Genomic DNA, 16,860 nt, shown 5'->3' with positions numbered 1-16,860 from the left:
ATTGTATACCAAATTTTAGTATTTTGCACGAATTTTGCTTCATATGCAGAAAGAGAAAAAATATATTATTGCCATTTATCCTCTATTATGGTAGAATTAGGAAAAGAAACTTTGAAAGGAGTATACAATGGATAAAATAGCAGAACGTATAAGGATGGCCATGGACTTGCGCAAAATGCGCCAGGTTGACATTATTCGTGTAACTGGAATTAATAAGGGTTCCTTAAGTTCCTATTTATCTGGAAAGTACCAGCCAAAGCAGACTAATATTTATTTGCTCGCTCAAGTGCTAAATGTTAATGAGGGATGGCTAATGGGACATGATGTTCCAATGGAGAGACAGACAGCAGCTGCCTCTCAAAATATTCCATTTGTGGAGAATCCAGAATGCGGAACTGAAGAAGAGAATTTATTAAGATACTATCATTCACTAAACCAGGTAGGGCAAAGAGAAGCCTTAAAAAGAATCTATGAACTGTCTTGTATTACTACATATAATGTTAAAAGCATTAAGCAATGATAATAAACTTAATATAACCGCGTATGCCAGAATGGCATACGCGTTTTTTCAGGTTATTGTTTAGTCCTTTTTTCTAAATCCTTTTTTTCGTTACCTTGAGCTTCATTTTTACCACTAAATTTTTTTCTGAAATCCTGTTTCTTTATCATATTCTTGATACAAATGGTTTTAAATACATATTATTATTTTTTTGTGCTATTTATACATATTAATTATATTATTTATACAAATACTCTTTTGAATAATTTTGTTGATCATCTTGTGCAACACGTAAAAAATACGCATTTCAAATTGACACACGTATTTTTACGTATTATAATATCAGTATGGTAAGGAAAGGAGTAACATACATATGCCAATGACACCAAAAGAGATGATTAAATATCTCAAATCAAATGGTTTTGAAGTAGTAAGCCAAAACGGTTCCCATGTAAAACTGAAAAATACCATTACAAATGTTCAAACCATTATTCCTTATCATTCCAAATCTTTAAAACGAGGTTTGGAACAGGCAATATTAAAACAGGCAGGGTTAAAATAAGTCCTGCCACATGGAGGTATGACATGAATAAATTATTCTATCCAGCTATTTTCCACAAAGCGGAAGAAGGTGGCTTCTGGGTTAGTTTTCCTGATTTTCCAGAATGTCTTACAGAGGGCGATAATATGGAGCAGGCATATGAAATGGCTGTGGACGCATTAGGTCTTGCAATCACATCAAGAATGAAAGAACAGCAGATAATTCCAGGACCAAGTTCTGTTGATACTATAAATATTGAAGATGGCTTTTTAGTTGTAATCGAATTTGATATGCTTGCATATAAAAAACGTACTAACAGCAAGGCAGTTAAAAAAACTTTGAGTATACCACAATGGCTAAACGAAGAAGCTATTGCAAGAGACATCAATTTTTCCCAAGCATTACAAGAAATCCTTATCACAAAAATACAAGAAAAATAGAGGAGCTGGTTGCATAAATTATTGAATATTACTGTGATAGGCATATATCGGGCAAGGAAGATAGCAATTAATAAATCAAAGTTAAAGAAAAACGGAGTAAAGCTGTTGTATGTGAAAAATGGTCATTGCTTACAACTATTCTGCAAACAATGACCGAATTATAAACTTTCAAGACATCCCGAATCGTGTTCGGATTTGTCTTGATGAAGTGGAGTAGACGGGAGTCGAACCCGTGTCCAAAAGCCCATTCATTGTACTTCTACTATCATAGTCAGTTCTTTGGCATTCCCTCTGCTTAACGGGAACTAACACCCTTTAAGCTTCAGTAGCTTCATGATACGCCCATCAGGTCAAAGCTTTCCCAATGTCGTTTCCTACAAAGTCGATGCCTGAGTTTAAAGTGTAGGTGCTCTAAGTCAGACAGCAGCCATTAGGCTGCGTAAGCTAAATTTTCTTCAGCGTTTATTTTTAATTTGCAATTTGACGCATTGCATGCGGATAGCTTCTCCAACTTCAAGACCCCTGTCGAAACCTTTACTACCCCGAATGGTTATAGCAAGGTAATAACGCGAAGCCGAAGTATGTGTTATATGATATCGCAAGATGCTCCATTTGTCAATACTATTTTTGCAAGAACAGACAGTCTTTCACTTAACTGCCTGCTCCTTCATGGATTAATATAAATTTTTCACCTTAAAGTTCTTTTCCGCTTCTCTTCTCTGGTCACGTTTTGCAATATCCTGCCGCTTGTCATACAATTTCTTACCGCGGCAAAGTCCCACTTCAATTTTTACGAGACTCCCAGAAAGATACACATTTAAAGGCACTAAAGTGTACCCTTGCTGCTGAATCTTTCCTGAGATTTTGTTAATCTCGTACTTGTGTAAAAGAAGCTTTTTTACACGCAATGGATCTTTATTAAAAATATTTCCTTTCTCATAAGGACTGATATGCATGTTATATATGAAAACTTCGCCTTTTTCGATTTTAATAAAGGATTCCTTGATACTGCATTTTCCTAGCCGGAGGGACTTCACTTCCGTTCCATGTAACGCCATGCCTGCTTCATAAGTCTCCTCAACAAAATAATCGTGACGGGCTTTTTTATTATTTGCAATTAACTTTTTTGATCTTTCTGCCATACTTATTCTCCTGTTACTTCATCCTCAACTGCTTCTTCTTTTGGAGCAGCTGCCTTTCTTTTCCGTTTGCCTGCCTTAGCAGGTCTTTTTTCCAGTGTGTCTTCCCCTTCCTCCTCTGCCAGTTCAAAATCAATGGTCTTTAACAGCTTATCAACTGAAGTGCAGACTACTTCTACCTTTTCGCCTAGCTTGTATGTCTTACTGGTATGCTCACCGACCATAACATAACGCTCTTCGTCATAGAAATAATAGTCACCCTTCAAGGCTGTAACATGAACCATTCCTTCTACAGTATTAGGAAGTTCCACATACATTCCCCAGGTATTCATTCCAGAAATGACACCTTCGAAGGTCTCTCCGATAAACTGTGCCATATATTCTGCCTTTTTCATTTTGTCTACTTCCCGTTCCGCTTCATCTGCTTTCCGCTCCATCATGCTAGAACGCATTGCTACATCTGGCAAAATGCGGTCATAATGCCTGATTCGTTTTTCACTGATTCCAGTTCTTAGATTCTCTTTGATAATACGGTGAATCTGTAAATCCGGATAGCGGCGGATTGGGGAAGTAAAGTGACAGTAATATTTTGCTGCCAGACCAAAGTGTCCATCCCCTGTTACGGTATATTTTGCCTGTTTCATAGAACGCAAGGTCAATCTGCTGATCAATGGTTCTTCTGGAGTCCCCTCAATCTTTTCCATTAACTTCTGCAGTTCTTTTGGATGGATTTCATCCTGGCCGATTTTAATGGAATATCCAAAGTTATTGATGAAAATACCTAATTTCATAATTTTCTCCGGGTCAGGATTTTCATGGGAACGGTATACAAAAGGGAGTTCCTGCCAGAAATAATCCTCGGCAATGGTTTCATTGGCAATTAACATAAAATCTTCGATAATTTTAGTGGCCGTGTTTCTTTCATATGGTTTTACTTCAACCGGTTTCCCTTTTTCATTTAAAGTAATCTTGCTTTCAGGGAAATCAAAGTCAATGGAACCACGTTTTCTACGTTTTTCCCGTAAAATCTGTGCCAGTTCTTCCATTAATTCAAACATTGGCACAAGTTCTTCGTATTCTTTCATTTCCTCCGGATCGTGATCCTCCAAGATTTTCTTCACACTAGTGTAAGACATACGGCGGGAAACCTTTACGACTGTCTCTGCAATTTTATGGCTGACTACATTTCCTTTGGCATCAATATCCATAAAACAGCTTAACGCAAGACGGTCCACTCCTGCATTTAACGAGCAGATGCCATTGGATAAGGCGTGTGGAAGCATCGGTATCACACGGTCAACCAGATATACACTGGTTCCACGGCTCAAAGCTTCTTTATCAAGAGGCGAACCTTCTTTTACATAATTGGTAACGTCCGCAATATGCACACCTAATTTATAAATGCCGCCTTCTTTGCGAAGGGTAATGGCATCATCTAAGTCCTTGGCATCTTCTCCGTCGATGGTTACCATCTGCCAGTCACGAATATCCATTCTTCCTGCCCAGTCTGCACTGTCCACTTCAGAAGGAATCTTCTCCACTTCGTCCATGACTTCCTTTGGAAATGCCTCTGCCAAGCCATAGGCTTTTACAATAGAACGGATATCGACTCCAGGATCATTAATATGTCCTAAGATTTCGATAATCTTTCCTTCTGGTTTCTTATCTTTGCCTCCAAAGCTTGTTAATTCCACTACAACCTTATGTCCACTCACTGCACCTTTTGTCTGTGATTTTGGAATGTAGATATCCTTTCCAAATCTTTGATTATCTGCAATGACAAAGCCAAAATTTCTGCTTTTAGCAAATGTACCAACAACCGTAGCAGTTCCACGCTCTACAATGTTTACAATTCGTCCTTCTCGTCTCTTTCCAGTCTTAATATCCAGAACCTCTACTTGTACAATGTCATTGTGCAAAGCACCTTTCATTGCATTTTCAGGTATAAAGATATCTTCGTCTTCTCCTTCTGCACGTACAAAACCGAACCCTCTTTGTGTACCGATAAAGGTACCTGTTTTCAGGTTTTCATTGGCAACTTTGAATTTGCCTTTCACGTCTATTACAATCTTTCCGTCTGCTATTAACGATTCTAATACTTCACGTAAATCCTCTTTTTCTTTCTTTGGTACTTGCAAGATATTCACCATTTCTTTGAATTTAACTGGCTTATACTCTTTATCTAGCATAAACTCATACACTAAATTCTTCTTTTCTTCTAAAACAATTTTTTCCAACATTTATATTCTCCATTTCGTACCATATGATACTGTATAGTATACCACATTTACTAAAAAAAACAAACATGGATAAAATTACATGTGAAAATGCCCCAAAATATGTACGGAATCATAAAAGAGCCTGTGATTTTACAGACTCTTTCCTTCGCATTATTCTACTTTACTTTCACTGACACCATACTGCTGCAGCTTCCAGTCAAAACCTTATCGTTTAAGTCATACTTCACTGCCCGTACTTTTACATAATACTTTGTTTTACTCTTTAATTTCTTTATGGTATAAGAAGTCTTTTCTGTTTTAACACATTTCACACCCTTTTTAAACTTCTTATCTGCTGTATAACGGATTTCATAGTTCTTAGCATATTTCACACCTTGATACGATATTGTTGCCGTTTTTGCCTTCTTGCTTTTTGCTTTTACTTTAGTAACCTTTGCGGGTTTTTTAATCGTTACAAAAGGAGCAATATCGGCTTTTGTTACGGCTTTTATGTTATAATCTCTTCCATCTTCTGAGCGGGGTATGGTTAGTTTTCCTTCTGCTGCTAATTCTACGGCTTTCTGATGGAACTCTTCATTCCAGTTATTCCCTGTAATTTTCCAGTTTCCCGACAGTTCTGGCCTAATTACGCCCTTCTTCACGTCTTTTATATAAGCTCCAATTAATTCACGGACACCACCTATTTCACTGTGTACATCAGATTCCAGTAACTTTGGCAAAGACTCTCCTTTTTTAAATACAGAGCCATATGTTAATAAATGTGAATTGGCACGGTAATTGTTTACCGCTACAATGATTTTCTCGTCATCCTTTACCGGTTTTCCATTTTCATGTGTCAGGTTTTCAATCCTGTTTCCTGGTTCTTTCGCTACATTAATTGTATAATTCACACCTGAGAACATATCGTTGTTGTAAAGACGAATGTCAGGATTAAAGGAAATGGTCAAATCACCATCTTGATATGTATTATAAAAAGCAGCACACCATTCCATGTATTTCTTAAGCTGTGCACCAGTCATCTCTAATTTATAAAGGGTATTGGCATATTTATATATCAGTGCAGTGTCACATTTTTTGATATCTCCTTCTTTCATGTTGGCAGATGCATTAAAACAAGCAGCCCCAGATACCTCTGCACCAGTATAATATCTCTGCACTTTATTAATCAGGTTAATCATGGAAGTTTCCTGTAACTGTGCCTGGCAAATGTCACTGATTTCATTGGCAGGAACCAAATCTCCTCCTACTAATTTGCCAATTACAATATTGGCATCCTCTTTTGCCATTTGATGATATTTGTCCAGAATTAGTTCCATTTGAGAATCTGCTGGATAATCTTTTGTCACAATTAATTTTGACGTACGGTTTGTAACTTTATATTTACCGTCTTCTCCTTTTTTAAGCTCCAGATTAACCTTTGCTAGAGTTTGTCCGCCATATTGATTTTCTACTGTTAAAACATTGTTATAATAGACACCATCTACCGCTTTATGCTCATGGGAAGCCAAAATGACATCAATTTCAGGACAGGCATTGGCTAAATCAATGGTTCCTGAATTCTTGACACCGTATTCGCTTTTCTCTCCCATATGTACCGCTGCCACAATGACATCTGCTTTATCTTTAATCTGTTCAATGACTTTTTTCGTTTCTTCTACTGGATCTGTTACTTTGTAGCCTTTCAGATTGGCTGCATCCCATCTAGTAATATTCGGAGTAACCATACCAATTACTGCTATTTTCACGCCACTTCTTTCAAGGATGGTATATTTTTGTGCTATGCCTGAGCCATCTGGATTATATACATTTCCTCCCAATACTGGTGCTTTGGACTGTTTCATTACTTTTTTCAAAATATCCATTCCATAATTGAATTCATGATTTCCCAAAGTAATCGCATCATACTGTAAATGATTCATTCCTGCAATCATTGGATGAATGCTCTCGTTAAAAAACAGATCTGCAGAATTATCCTGAATGATATCTCCACAATCCAGTAAAATAGTGTTTTGATTTCTATTGTTATATACTGCTGTTGCTACCTGTGCTAAACTTCCTGAGGTATCTTTTGTATTAATTGCATAATCGTATGGCACGAAACGGCCATGTAAATCACTTGTTGCAAGAATCTGAAGATTAATGGAATCGTTCGCCTCTGCTTTCACTTTGGAAGGCTGAAAACCTGTCCCTGCAAATACCATAGCAAACATCAGTATAACAGCTATGGCCTTGGTTCTAAAATTCTTCATTTAAATTCCTCCTTATTATTACAATGGTTTGCATATGTAATGAAATGCTATTTTATCATAACATATTACTACATATATTTCTATCTTATAGTATAATAGAATTTTTAAGAGATCAAAAAAAAGCTGCCCCAATCCTGTGACAGCTTTCCTGTAAGCATCTATTTTACTACCAGCGCATGCATAATAATGCAGATACGACAATAAATACAATTGCTAAAACTCTTGTACCTTTTTCTAAAGCACCTTCCATAGAACGTCCTTTATTCTTTCCCCAGTAGCTTTCAGCAGCACCACTAATGCTTCCTGATAAACCAGCCTGTTTACCTTCCTGCATTAATACAACAACTGTAAGTGCAATACAAACTAAAATATAAAGAATCATAACTGTAGTTCGTAGCCAAGACATACTTACACCTCCAATACGTGCATTTTATTCGATTGTCCGAATACACATATAATCATATTAGCATAAAATGCTAGTCTTTTCAAGCCTATTTCTTAATAAGAAGAGACTTGCCAGTCATTTCTGCAGGCTGTTCCATTCCCATCATTTCAAGAAGTGTTGGAGCGATATCCGCCAAGCAGCCACCTTCCCTTAAGGTATAAGCTTCATCATAATTCACAAGAATAAATGGAACTGGATTAATTGTATGAGCTGTAAATGGAGCTCCTGTTTCATAATCAATCAGCTGTTCTGCATTTCCATGATCTGCACAGATAAATAACTGTCCATCTGTTTCTTTAATTGCAGCAACTGCCATGCCAACGCATTTATCAACTGCTTCGATTGCAGCAACTGCAGCCTTTTCTACACCAGTATGTCCAACCATATCCGGGTTAGCGAAATTTACAATAATGACATCATATTTATCAGATTTAATAGCATTTACTAAACCTTCTGCAACCTGAAATGCACTCATTTCTGGCTGTAAATCATAAGTTGCAACTTTTGGTGAATTAACAAGCAGTCTGTCTTCACCTTCGTATGGTTCTTCCTTGCCACCGTTAAAGAAGAATGTAACATGTGCATACTTTTCAGTTTCAGCTGTTCTTAACTGTGTTTTGCCATTCTTAGAAAGGTATTCTCCCAATGTGTTGTTAATTTCTGTTTTATGAAAAGCAACTATTTTATTTGGAATCGTTACGTCATACTCTGTAAAAGCAACAAATGTTGTTTTGATTCTTCCATTTTTACGTTCAAAACCAGTAAAACCATCATCACAGAAAGTCCTAGTAATTTCTCTTGCTCTATCAGGACGGAAGTTATAGAAGATAACAGAATCCTTTTCTTTTACAGTTGCAACCGGTTTACCATCTTTTTTAACAACTGTCGGTAAAACAAATTCGTCATTTTCACCTTTGTCATAAGACTGTTTTACAGCTTCTGCTGCATTAGAAGCACTTACACCTTCCCCTTCTACAATTGCTTTATATGCTTTTTCAACACGTTCCCAACGGTTATCACGGTCCATTACATAGTAACGTCCCATAACTGTTGCGATTTCCCCGACACCAATTTCCTGCATTTTTGCTTCTGCTTCTTCTACAAAACCTAAACCAGACTTCGGATCGGTATCACGGCCATCTAAAAATGCGTGCAAGTACACATTTTTAATGCCATTTTTCTTAGCTAATTCTAATAAGCCATACATGTGTGTGTTATGGCTGTGTACACCGCCATTGGATAATAAACCAAATAAATGCAGATCCGAATTATTGTTTCTGCAGTTTTCAACTGCTTTTAATAAAGCTTCATTTTCAAAGAAAACTCCATCTTCAATTTCTTTTGTAATACGTGTTAATTCCTGATAGATAATTCTTCCGGCACCCATATTTAAATGTCCAACTTCAGAATTACCCATCTGGCCATCTGGAAGACCAACAGCTAAACCACTTGCATATCCTTTTACAAATGGATATTCTGCCATTAATTTATCCATAACTGGAGTATTGGCTTCTTTTACTGCATTAGCTTTTGCAGTATCATTTAATCCATAACCATCTAAAATCATCAAAACAGTAGGTTTTTTACTCATTGTTGTACTCCTTATAAATTAAATATTTAGTGAAACAGACGGACTTGTGCCCGCCTGTTTTTTACGAATGCTATCTCTTGTGAGATGCTGTCTTGCTATTTATTGTAGTTTACAATCTTACCAAAGTCTGGTTTCAGAGAAGCACCGCCAACTAATCCTCCATCGATATCTGCCTGAGCAAATAATTCTGGTGCACTTGCTGCGGATACACTGCCACCGTACTGAATACGGATTGCTGCTGCTGTAGCTTCATCATAGATTTCACCAATGCAGGCACGAATTGCTGCACAAACTTCTTGAGCCTGTTCTGTGGTAGCAACTTTGCCTGTACCGATAGCCCAGATTGGTTCGTAAGCGATAACTGCTGTTTTAGCCTGTTCGCTTGTTACATTTAAGAATGCCACTTTGATCTGCTGACGAATCCAGTCAATTGTAATTCCCTGTTCTCTTTGGGTTAAGGATTCACCACAGCAGATAATTGGAGTAATGCCATGTTCAAAAGCTTTTAATACTTTTTTGTTGACTGTTTCATCTGTTTCTGCGAAGTATTCTCTTCTCTCAGAGTGACCGATGATAACGTATTTTACACCGATATCTGTTAGCATGTTAGGAGCGATTTCACCTGTGTAAGCACCGCTTTCTTCATAAAACATGTTTTCAGCACCAATTTCGATGTTGGAACCTTTAGCAGCTTCAATAGCTGTTGTTAAAGAAATAGCTGGCACGCAGAACACTACGTCAACTTCTTCATTTTTTACTAATGGTTTTAATTCTTCGATTAATTTAACTGTTTCACTAGGAGTTTTATTCATCTTCCAGTTACCAGCGATAATTTTTTTACGCATAATAGTACTCTCCCTTTTACTCGATTTAAAATTCATTTCTTACAGTACGATTATTTATCGTTAGCTGCAGCAACACCTGGTAATTCTTTACCTTCTAAGAATTCCAAGCTTGCTCCACCACCTGTAGAGATATGAGTCATTTTATCACCGAAACCTAAGTTGTTTACAGCTGAAGCGGAATCACCACCACCAATGATAGTTGTAGCACCATCTAAATCAGCTAAAGCTTTTGCTACTGCAATTGTACCTTCCGCGAATTTAGGCATTTCAAAACAGCCCATAGGTCCGTTCCAAACAACTGTTTTCGCACCTTTTAATGCTTCACAGAATACTTCACAGGATTTTGGTCCGATATCAAGACCTTCCCATCCATCTTCAATGTCTTGGTCCTTAGCCACAATTTTGATGTTCGCATCATTAGAGAAGTCATCTGCACAAACATTATCCTGAGGAATTAATAATTTAACGCCTTTTTCCTCAGCTTTTTTCACCATATCTTTAGCATAGTCAATATAGTCTTCTTCTAATAAAGAATTACCAACTTTTTTACCATCAGCAGCCATAAATGTATAAGCCATTCCACCACCAATGATTAAAGTATCAACTTTTTCCAGTAAGTTGTTGATAACGGAAATTTTAGAAGAAACTTTGGAACCACCAAGGATTGCTACGAAAGGTCTTTCTGGATTGTTTACCGCATTTCCTAAGAAATCGATTTCTTTTTGCATAAGATAACCAACAACTGCTGTATCAACATATTGCGTTACACCTACATTAGAACAGTGTGCCCTGTGAGCTGTACCAAATGCATCATTTACGAAAACATCACATAAAGAAGCTAATTCTTTGCTGAATTCTTCACCATTCTTGGTTTCTTCTGCTCTATAACGAGTATTTTCTAATAAAACAACGTCTCCATCATTCATTGCTGCTACTGCAGCTTTTGCATTTTCACCAACTACATTAGCGTCAGCTGCAAATTTTACTTCCTGTCCTAATAATTCAGCTAATCTTACTGCTACTGGAGCTAAAGATAATTCCGGCTTTGGTTCTCCCTTTGGTTTGCCTAAGTGAGAGCAAAGAACAACTTTGCCGCCATCAGCAATTAATTTTTTAATTGTTGGAAGAGCCGCTACTAAACGGTTTTCATCTGTAATTTTGCCATCAATAATTGGTACGTTAAAGTCGCAGCGAACCAAAACTCTTTTTCCTTTTACATTAATATCATCTACTGATTTTTTATTTAACATGAGTCAGACTCCTTTCAATTTGCATAACTGATCCGTATTTTCACGATCTTCTTAGCAGAATGAATTGCCCTGCTAAGGAAACTGGGGATTAAGAGATAAGGAACCTGTCATTGCCTTTAACACATTTCATTAAATATGTGCAGCTGTCAGACATTGACTGGTTTAATTAAAAAAGGTCCGGCCCAAACGACCGGACCCTGATAGGTCATTATTTATCATGAATGCTAGTCCATGATAATCAAATAATTTATCTGAAATTAATTATGCTAATTCAGCGAAGTATTTGATTGTTCTAACCATCTGGCTTGTATATGAGTTTTCATTGTCATACCAGGAAACAACTTTAACCATTGTTGTACCATCGCCCATATCCATGCATTTTGTCTGTGTTGCATCGAATAAAGAACCAAATCTGATGCCTACGATATCAGAAGAAACGATTTCATCTTCTGTGTATCCGAAAGAATCAGATACAGCAGCTTTCATTGCTGCGTTTACGTCAGCTTCTGTTACTGTACCGTCACAGATTGCGATTAACTGGGTTAAGGAACCTGTTGGGGTAGGAACACGCTGTGCACAGCCATCTAATACACCGTTTAATTCTGGGATAACTAATCCGATAGCTTTAGCAGCACCTGTAGAGTTAGGAACGATATTAACAGCAGCTGCACGGGCTCTTCTTAAATCGCCTTTTCTCTGAGGTCCGTCAAGAGTCATCTGATCACCTGTGTAAGCGTGGATTGTTGTCATATAGCCTTTTTTGATTTTAGCTAATTTGTTTAATGTATCAGCCATAGGTGCTAAACAGTTTGTTGTACAAGAAGCTGCAGAAATAACGGTATCTTCTTTTTTAAGTGTTTTTTCGTTAACACTGTATACGATTGTAGGAAGATCATTTCCTGCAGGAGCTGAAATAACAACTTTCTTTGCACCAGCTTTGATGTGAGCTTCAGATTTTGCTTTAGATGTATAGAATCCTGTACACTCAAGTACTACGTCTACTCCGATTTCTCCCCAAGGAAGTTCTTCAGCGTTAGCTTTCGCATAGATTTTGATTTCTTTTCCGTCAACAACGATAGAATCTTCTTTTGCTTCAACTTCTTTGTCATATCTGCCTTGAGATGAATCATATTTTAATAAGTGAGCTAACATAGCAGGACTTGTTAAGTCATTGATTGCTACTACCTCATATCCTTCAGCTCCAAACATTTGTCTGAATGCAAGACGTCCAATACGTCCAAAACCATTAATTGCTACTTTAACTGCCATGATAAATATTCCTCCTATGAAAAAAAATTTTATAATTACTGCAACTTGTCCTTTGACTTTTGTACAGTGATTAATTCTGGCCTAATAGAGTTTGTTTTCTTTTTCACAAAACCCAAACCTATTTTAACTAATATATCCTCAAATATCAAGAGGAAAATAATATTTTTTCAAATTTGTTTGATAAATTAATCCAATTCATCTAGTAGAAAGTTGGCAATATTCATGGAATGATCTGAGATTCTTTCCAAATTTACCAGTAAATCAACAAATACTACACCAGTTTCTGAATTGCAGACATTCTTCGAAAGCCTTGCAATATGGTGCTCTCGATACTCTTCTTCCAGATTATCCACCAGTTCTTCACACTTTACTACTTTTCGGATATATTCCTGATCTTCTGTCGAACGTGAAAGCAGAGAATTTTCAAAGGACTCAATTGCAGCCTTGCACATATTTTCCATTTCCATATAGGCTTCTTCTGTAAACTGTAATTTCCTGTCAATCGTAATGCTGGCCAGCTCACCAATATTCTCGGCATGGTCCCCAACACGTTCAAAATTAATGATAGTATAAAACATATGATTGACAATCAGCTGCTGTTTTTCAGATAATGACAAATTGCTGATCTTGACTAAATATTCCGTCAGGATCTTTTCCATCTGGTCGATTAATTTTTCTTGTTCCATGACTTCTTTGACCAGCTGTCCGTCTTTTTCCAGAAGTGCTTTTACCGAACGCTTGACGTTTTCCATCGTAATTTCGCCCATATGAACCACTTGTTTAATGGCATTGTCCAGTGCAAATGATGGAGTTTCTAAAATTCGTTCGTCCAAATGCCTTTTCATTGATTCTAATTCGTCATCTATAACATTATGTGCATGATCCTTCACAATTACGCCTGATAATTTTACCAATAGATTACCAAACGGAAACAGTATTAACGTATTGGCAATGTTAAAAATAGTATGGAAAACCGAAATATCAACACTTGATACTTTAGCTTCTGCCAAAACCGGCCTCCATAGAAACAAGAAAGACATCAGCACTCCGAATATAATTGCTCCCATTAAATTAAAAAGAAAATGCATCACTGCTGCTCTTTTTGCTGTCCGGTTAGCTCCTGTACTTGATATTAAGGCTGTTACGCAAGTTCCCATATTCTGGCCTAATGTAATATAAACTGCACTATTCCAGCCGACTACTCCATTGGCAGCTAGCGCCTGCAGGATTCCAACTGACGCAGAGGAACTTTGAATGAAAGCGGTAACTACAAGGCCTGTCAGAATTCCAAATACTGGATTTCTTCCTAAAATGCGAAATGCGGCAGAAAATACAGGCGAGGCACTATATGGTTCAATAGAAGAAGTCATAAACTCCAAGCCGATAAACAGAATACCAAAACCGCTTAAAATCTGCCCGGCTTCTTTTCTCTTTTGGCTCTTATTGAGCATAATAAAAAATGCTCCAATTGCAATTAATAGTGGAGCAAAGAATGAAGGTTTTAAAACGGCTGCCCATTCCCATTCATTCATGGATACAATCCAGCTTGTAATGGTAGTTCCAATATTGGCACCCATTATCACGCCAGCCGCCTGTCCCAGATCCAGAAGGCCAGCATTTACAAATCCAACTACCATTACAGTTGTTGCTGAGCTGCTTTGTATAATTGCCGTAATCAGAGCTCCGGCTAAAAGTCCTAGAAAACGGTTGCTTGTAATTTTTCCTAAAAAGTTATGCATCTTGTTGCCAGCTGCCTTTTGCAAACCGTCTCCCATTATGTTCATGCCATACAAAAACATTCCTAAGCCGCCAGCAAATTGAAATATCACTCCCAAAACTTCGACAGACATTTCTACCTCCCAAAAACATATCCTTGTACTACTATTTTTCATTGAATTAGTTTTAACGAAACTAGCAGAATTATGCAATAACTAAACAATACATTCTCTATCCTTTCCGATGCTCTTGGTAAATTTAACGAATTTTTTTGAGTACTCCTTTCTCCATTTCAGCCACCGTATCACAAAGTACATGAATATCTTCTGTAGAATGAGAACAAATCAAAACCGTTGTATTATCTTCCTTCAATTTAATAAGATACTTTCGCATTTCCTCTACACCTTCTTTATCCAGGCCATTAAAAGGTTCGTCTAAAATTAAAATAGAAGGTTTTTCCATAATAGCCTGTGCAATTCCCAGCCGCTGTCTCATACCCAGACTATATTTTTTTACCGAACGTTTCAGTTTATAGTCGAGTCCTACCGCCGTCATAGCATCCTTTACTTCTTGTTTTCCAATTTTATTACGCAATCCAGCAAGCAGGCGTAAGTTTTTATATCCACTGTAATAAGGAATAAACCCTGGAGTCTCGATAATAAATCCAATATTCTGAGGAAAATCGATATCTTTGCCCACTATTTTGTTTTCAACTTTAATTTCGCCCTCTGTTATTTTGATAAAGCCACAGATACATTTCATAAGCATAGTCTTTCCAGAACCATTTCGTCCAACAAGCCCATGTATCTTTCCTTCTTCCAAATCCATACTTACATGCTTCAATATCTGTTCTTTTTTTATCTGCAAGGAAACATCACGAATTTCTATTATATTTTCCATTTTCCAACTCCTTAATCCATTTCCTGAATGCTATCAAAATTCCGGTTCTTAATACTCTTCAAAGAGGCAATAATCAGCAGAATCACAAGACTTCCAAAATACAAATAAGACTTCCATAAAGCCACTACAGGTTTACGGAAATAGCTTGTAAAATGATTCCACAAAGATGCATGTGCCATTGGAAAAAACCACATAGCTTTTGCTCCTACCAATGATGTCGTTCCTCCAAAAGCAATAACGCTTGCTGCACAGAGCATGCCATATATTTTTTTATCCAGGCATTGGAACAGCAGCATGATACTAGCTAACACGGCAAGATATAAAATCATAAGAAGATAACCATGTATTACTGCCATATCTGGTGATACCTGATTATATATGTTATTCTTTATTAACAGACAGGCAAAACTCTGTGACTCGTCTGGAAATCTCTGTGCATATTGTGTTACTACATTTGACCACTTGTCAGCCCAGAATGTTGATGTCATAACAGGTAAAAAAGAACCTAGAAACAGAATTCCTACATAAGTCATAATTCCATATGCTACAAAAAGAATCTGTCCTAAAATCCAGTTTATCTTTCCTATTCTATGTACAAAAAATAATGTACTGCCATCCATTTTCGGAAAATCAGAGAACAATGCCAAAAACACTGCAGGAACGATTATTACCAGAATCTCGGAGTTTACCGTTGCAATAAATGGTTCAAGAGAGTTTAGTGGTTCTCCCATTTTGCCCGCATGTTCCTGAAGTGGCTGAATAATAAAATTATGTAAAAAAACAACGACAACTGCCAGCAGAATAATTCTTGGATTACAGATCCATTTTATATATTCCGTTTTAGCTGTTAATCGGATTCTGCTTAGCTTAATATTACTCACCCATATCACTCCTTCCATTCATAATCCATACAAAAATGAAAAATGACACTGCCACAAAAGCCATATTTACATATATTGCATTTCGGGAAATGGAATCTCCGTAATACAACGTGGTAATCTGTTCTGGTTTTAATGTATTTCCTAAATCAACCAGTGTCTGCTTTCCTTTTTCCATCCCTTCATATATTAATTTTGTCAGACCTGTACTATATAAATACGTAATCATAAATGGTACACAAGTAATAATATATCTGTTTTTTACAAAGGATGACATTAAAAAAGCGGGAATTGCGGAAACAGATCCATATAAAAAAATTCCTGATGCTATCAGAAACAATCTTTTCGTTATATAAAAATCCGTCAATACAGACAGTTCTTCTTTGCTAAGATTATAGGTTCTTATGTCTGGAAACAAAATCAGCATGAGAACAGCAAACACTATGTAACCAAGTAAAACAGATAACCCTCCTCCCAATACTGCTGATAGAAATTTTACACAGTAATATCTGAACTTTCCTGTCCTCTGTATCGTAAAGCGAATTAAGCCGCTATTTCTTTCTGCACAGAAGTTTGGAATAAATGGAAATGCTGCTATAATTGGAATAAACATAATAAAATACCCTGCTACTCCAGCTTGCAATACCATCAGCGAAGATAAATTCACATCACTTTCTATCTGGCTCCTGCTAAGCTTCATTAATGCTTCTAAGACACAATATGTTTTTCCGCTTTCACCATCTACATAAATCTGATTTGTAAATTGCAATGCTATTGTTAATAAGACGGATAAGAAGAAGCCTAAATTCCATATTGTTTTGTTTAAATCAATTTTTAACGAATGTATTGTTTTCATGA

General features: G+C 36.9%; 15 protein-coding genes and 1 other RNA gene. 3 read left to right on the top strand and 13 right to left on the bottom strand.

Annotated elements, in window-relative coordinates:
* The first annotated feature begins 127 nt into the window (after positions 1-127).
* From BMY85_RS06295 to BMY85_RS06285, 3 genes are all read left to right on the top strand, one after another.
* Complete coding sequence (locus tag BMY85_RS06295; protein ID WP_092477416.1) at positions 128-520, top strand: helix-turn-helix domain-containing protein; 393 nt, start codon at positions 128-130, stop codon at positions 518-520.
* Between the two features lie 352 nt (positions 521-872).
* Positions 873-1,061, top strand: a complete 189-nt coding sequence (locus tag BMY85_RS06290; RefSeq protein ID WP_092477415.1) for a type II toxin-antitoxin system HicA family toxin — start codon at positions 873-875, stop codon at positions 1,059-1,061.
* Between the two features lie 23 nt (positions 1,062-1,084).
* The gene (locus BMY85_RS06285) at positions 1,085-1,480 is read left to right on the top strand and encodes a type II toxin-antitoxin system HicB family antitoxin (protein ID WP_092477414.1); all 396 of its coding nucleotides are present in this window, start codon (positions 1,085-1,087) and stop codon (positions 1,478-1,480) included.
* Positions 1,481-1,686: 206 nt separating this feature from the next.
* Here BMY85_RS06285 and ssrA read toward each other — a convergent pair.
* The 13 genes from ssrA to BMY85_RS06220 form a co-directional block, all read right to left on the bottom strand.
* Positions 1,687-2,024: a transfer-messenger RNA gene (gene ssrA / locus BMY85_RS06280) on the bottom strand.
* A gap of 130 nt (positions 2,025-2,154) precedes the next feature.
* The gene (gene smpB, locus BMY85_RS06275; RefSeq protein ID WP_092477413.1) at positions 2,155-2,622 is read right to left on the bottom strand and encodes an SsrA-binding protein SmpB; all 468 of its coding nucleotides are present in this window, start codon (positions 2,620-2,622) and stop codon (positions 2,155-2,157) included.
* A 2-nt stretch (positions 2,623-2,624) separates the two neighbouring features.
* Positions 2,625-4,859 carry a ribonuclease R gene (gene rnr, locus BMY85_RS06270; RefSeq protein ID WP_330387225.1) on the bottom strand — a complete coding sequence of 745 codons (2,235 nt, stop codon included), beginning with the start codon at positions 4,857-4,859 and terminating at the stop codon, positions 2,625-2,627.
* A gap of 155 nt (positions 4,860-5,014) precedes the next feature.
* Positions 5,015-7,108 (bottom strand): 5'-nucleotidase C-terminal domain-containing protein, encoded by a 2,094-nt coding sequence (locus BMY85_RS06265; RefSeq protein WP_242939683.1) that lies wholly within the window; start codon positions 7,106-7,108, stop codon positions 5,015-5,017.
* 166 nt (positions 7,109-7,274) lie between these two features.
* On the bottom strand, positions 7,275-7,514 hold the full coding sequence (gene secG / locus BMY85_RS06260) for a preprotein translocase subunit SecG (protein WP_092477412.1): 240 nt from the start codon (positions 7,512-7,514) through the stop codon (positions 7,275-7,277).
* A gap of 85 nt (positions 7,515-7,599) precedes the next feature.
* Complete coding sequence (gene gpmI, locus BMY85_RS06255) at positions 7,600-9,144, bottom strand: 2,3-bisphosphoglycerate-independent phosphoglycerate mutase (RefSeq protein WP_177180667.1); 1,545 nt, start codon at positions 9,142-9,144, stop codon at positions 7,600-7,602.
* A 95-nt stretch (positions 9,145-9,239) separates the two neighbouring features.
* Entirely contained in the window at positions 9,240-9,992 is a 753-nt protein-coding gene (gene tpiA, locus BMY85_RS06250; RefSeq protein WP_092477479.1) for a triose-phosphate isomerase, read from the bottom strand.
* 47 nt (positions 9,993-10,039) lie between these two features.
* Positions 10,040-11,239 (bottom strand): phosphoglycerate kinase, encoded by a 1,200-nt coding sequence (locus tag BMY85_RS06245; RefSeq protein WP_092477410.1) that lies wholly within the window; start codon positions 11,237-11,239, stop codon positions 10,040-10,042.
* A 261-nt stretch (positions 11,240-11,500) separates the two neighbouring features.
* Complete coding sequence (gene gap / locus BMY85_RS06240) at positions 11,501-12,508, bottom strand: type I glyceraldehyde-3-phosphate dehydrogenase (RefSeq protein WP_092477409.1); 1,008 nt, start codon at positions 12,506-12,508, stop codon at positions 11,501-11,503.
* A 185-nt stretch (positions 12,509-12,693) separates the two neighbouring features.
* Entirely contained in the window at positions 12,694-14,358 is a 1,665-nt protein-coding gene (locus BMY85_RS06235; RefSeq protein WP_092477408.1) for a Na/Pi cotransporter family protein, read from the bottom strand.
* 124 nt (positions 14,359-14,482) lie between these two features.
* Positions 14,483-15,124 (bottom strand): ATP-binding cassette domain-containing protein, encoded by a 642-nt coding sequence (locus BMY85_RS06230; protein ID WP_092477407.1) that lies wholly within the window; start codon positions 15,122-15,124, stop codon positions 14,483-14,485.
* Positions 15,125-15,135: 11 nt separating this feature from the next.
* The gene (locus BMY85_RS06225) at positions 15,136-16,005 is read right to left on the bottom strand and encodes a hypothetical protein (protein WP_092477406.1); all 870 of its coding nucleotides are present in this window, start codon (positions 16,003-16,005) and stop codon (positions 15,136-15,138) included.
* On the bottom strand, positions 15,998-16,858 hold the full coding sequence (locus BMY85_RS06220) for a hypothetical protein (RefSeq protein WP_092477405.1): 861 nt from the start codon (positions 16,856-16,858) through the stop codon (positions 15,998-16,000). The genes BMY85_RS06225 and BMY85_RS06220 overlap by 8 nt, the downstream gene beginning before the upstream one ends.
* Positions 16,859-16,860 lie beyond the last annotated feature (2 nt).

It is taken from the genome of [Clostridium] polysaccharolyticum, from assembly GCF_900111595.1.
Taxonomy (GTDB): Bacteria; Bacillota; Clostridia; order Lachnospirales; family Lachnospiraceae; genus Clostridium_AI; species Clostridium_AI polysaccharolyticum.
The sequence above is the reverse complement of the archived record's forward strand: the minus strand, read 5'-3'. Positions and strand labels throughout refer to the sequence as shown.

Excerpts from the sequence above, each read along its gene's own strand:
- BMY85_RS06295 (WP_092477416.1), top strand. The coding sequence starts at position 128 with ATGGATAAAATAGCAGAACGTATAAGGATGGCCATGGACTTGCGCAAA.
- BMY85_RS06290 (WP_092477415.1), top strand. The coding sequence starts at position 873 with ATGCCAATGACACCAAAAGAGATGATTAAATATCTCAAATCAAATGGT.
- BMY85_RS06285 (WP_092477414.1), top strand. The coding sequence starts at position 1,085 with ATGAATAAATTATTCTATCCAGCTATTTTCCACAAAGCGGAAGAAGGT.
- BMY85_RS06245 (WP_092477410.1), bottom strand. The coding sequence starts at position 11,239 with ATGTTAAATAAAAAATCAGTAGATGATATTAATGTAAAAGGAAAAAGA.
- gap (WP_092477409.1), bottom strand. The coding sequence starts at position 12,508 with ATGGCAGTTAAAGTAGCAATTAATGGTTTTGGACGTATTGGACGTCTT.
- smpB (WP_092477413.1), bottom strand. The coding sequence starts at position 2,622 with ATGGCAGAAAGATCAAAAAAGTTAATTGCAAATAATAAAAAAGCCCGT.
- gpmI (WP_177180667.1), bottom strand. The coding sequence starts at position 9,144 with ATGAGTAAAAAACCTACTGTTTTGATGATTTTAGATGGTTATGGATTA.
- secG (WP_092477412.1), bottom strand. The coding sequence starts at position 7,514 with ATGTCTTGGCTACGAACTACAGTTATGATTCTTTATATTTTAGTTTGT.
- BMY85_RS06265 (WP_242939683.1), bottom strand. The coding sequence starts at position 7,108 with ATGAAGAATTTTAGAACCAAGGCCATAGCTGTTATACTGATGTTTGCT.
- rnr (WP_330387225.1), bottom strand. The coding sequence starts at position 4,859 with ATGTTGGAAAAAATTGTTTTAGAAGAAAAGAAGAATTTAGTGTATGAG.
- BMY85_RS06220 (WP_092477405.1), bottom strand. The coding sequence starts at position 16,858 with ATGAAAACAATACATTCGTTAAAAATTGATTTAAACAAAACAATATGG.
- BMY85_RS06230 (WP_092477407.1), bottom strand. The coding sequence starts at position 15,124 with ATGGAAAATATAATAGAAATTCGTGATGTTTCCTTGCAGATAAAAAAA.
- BMY85_RS06235 (WP_092477408.1), bottom strand. The coding sequence starts at position 14,358 with ATGTCTGTCGAAGTTTTGGGAGTGATATTTCAATTTGCTGGCGGCTTA.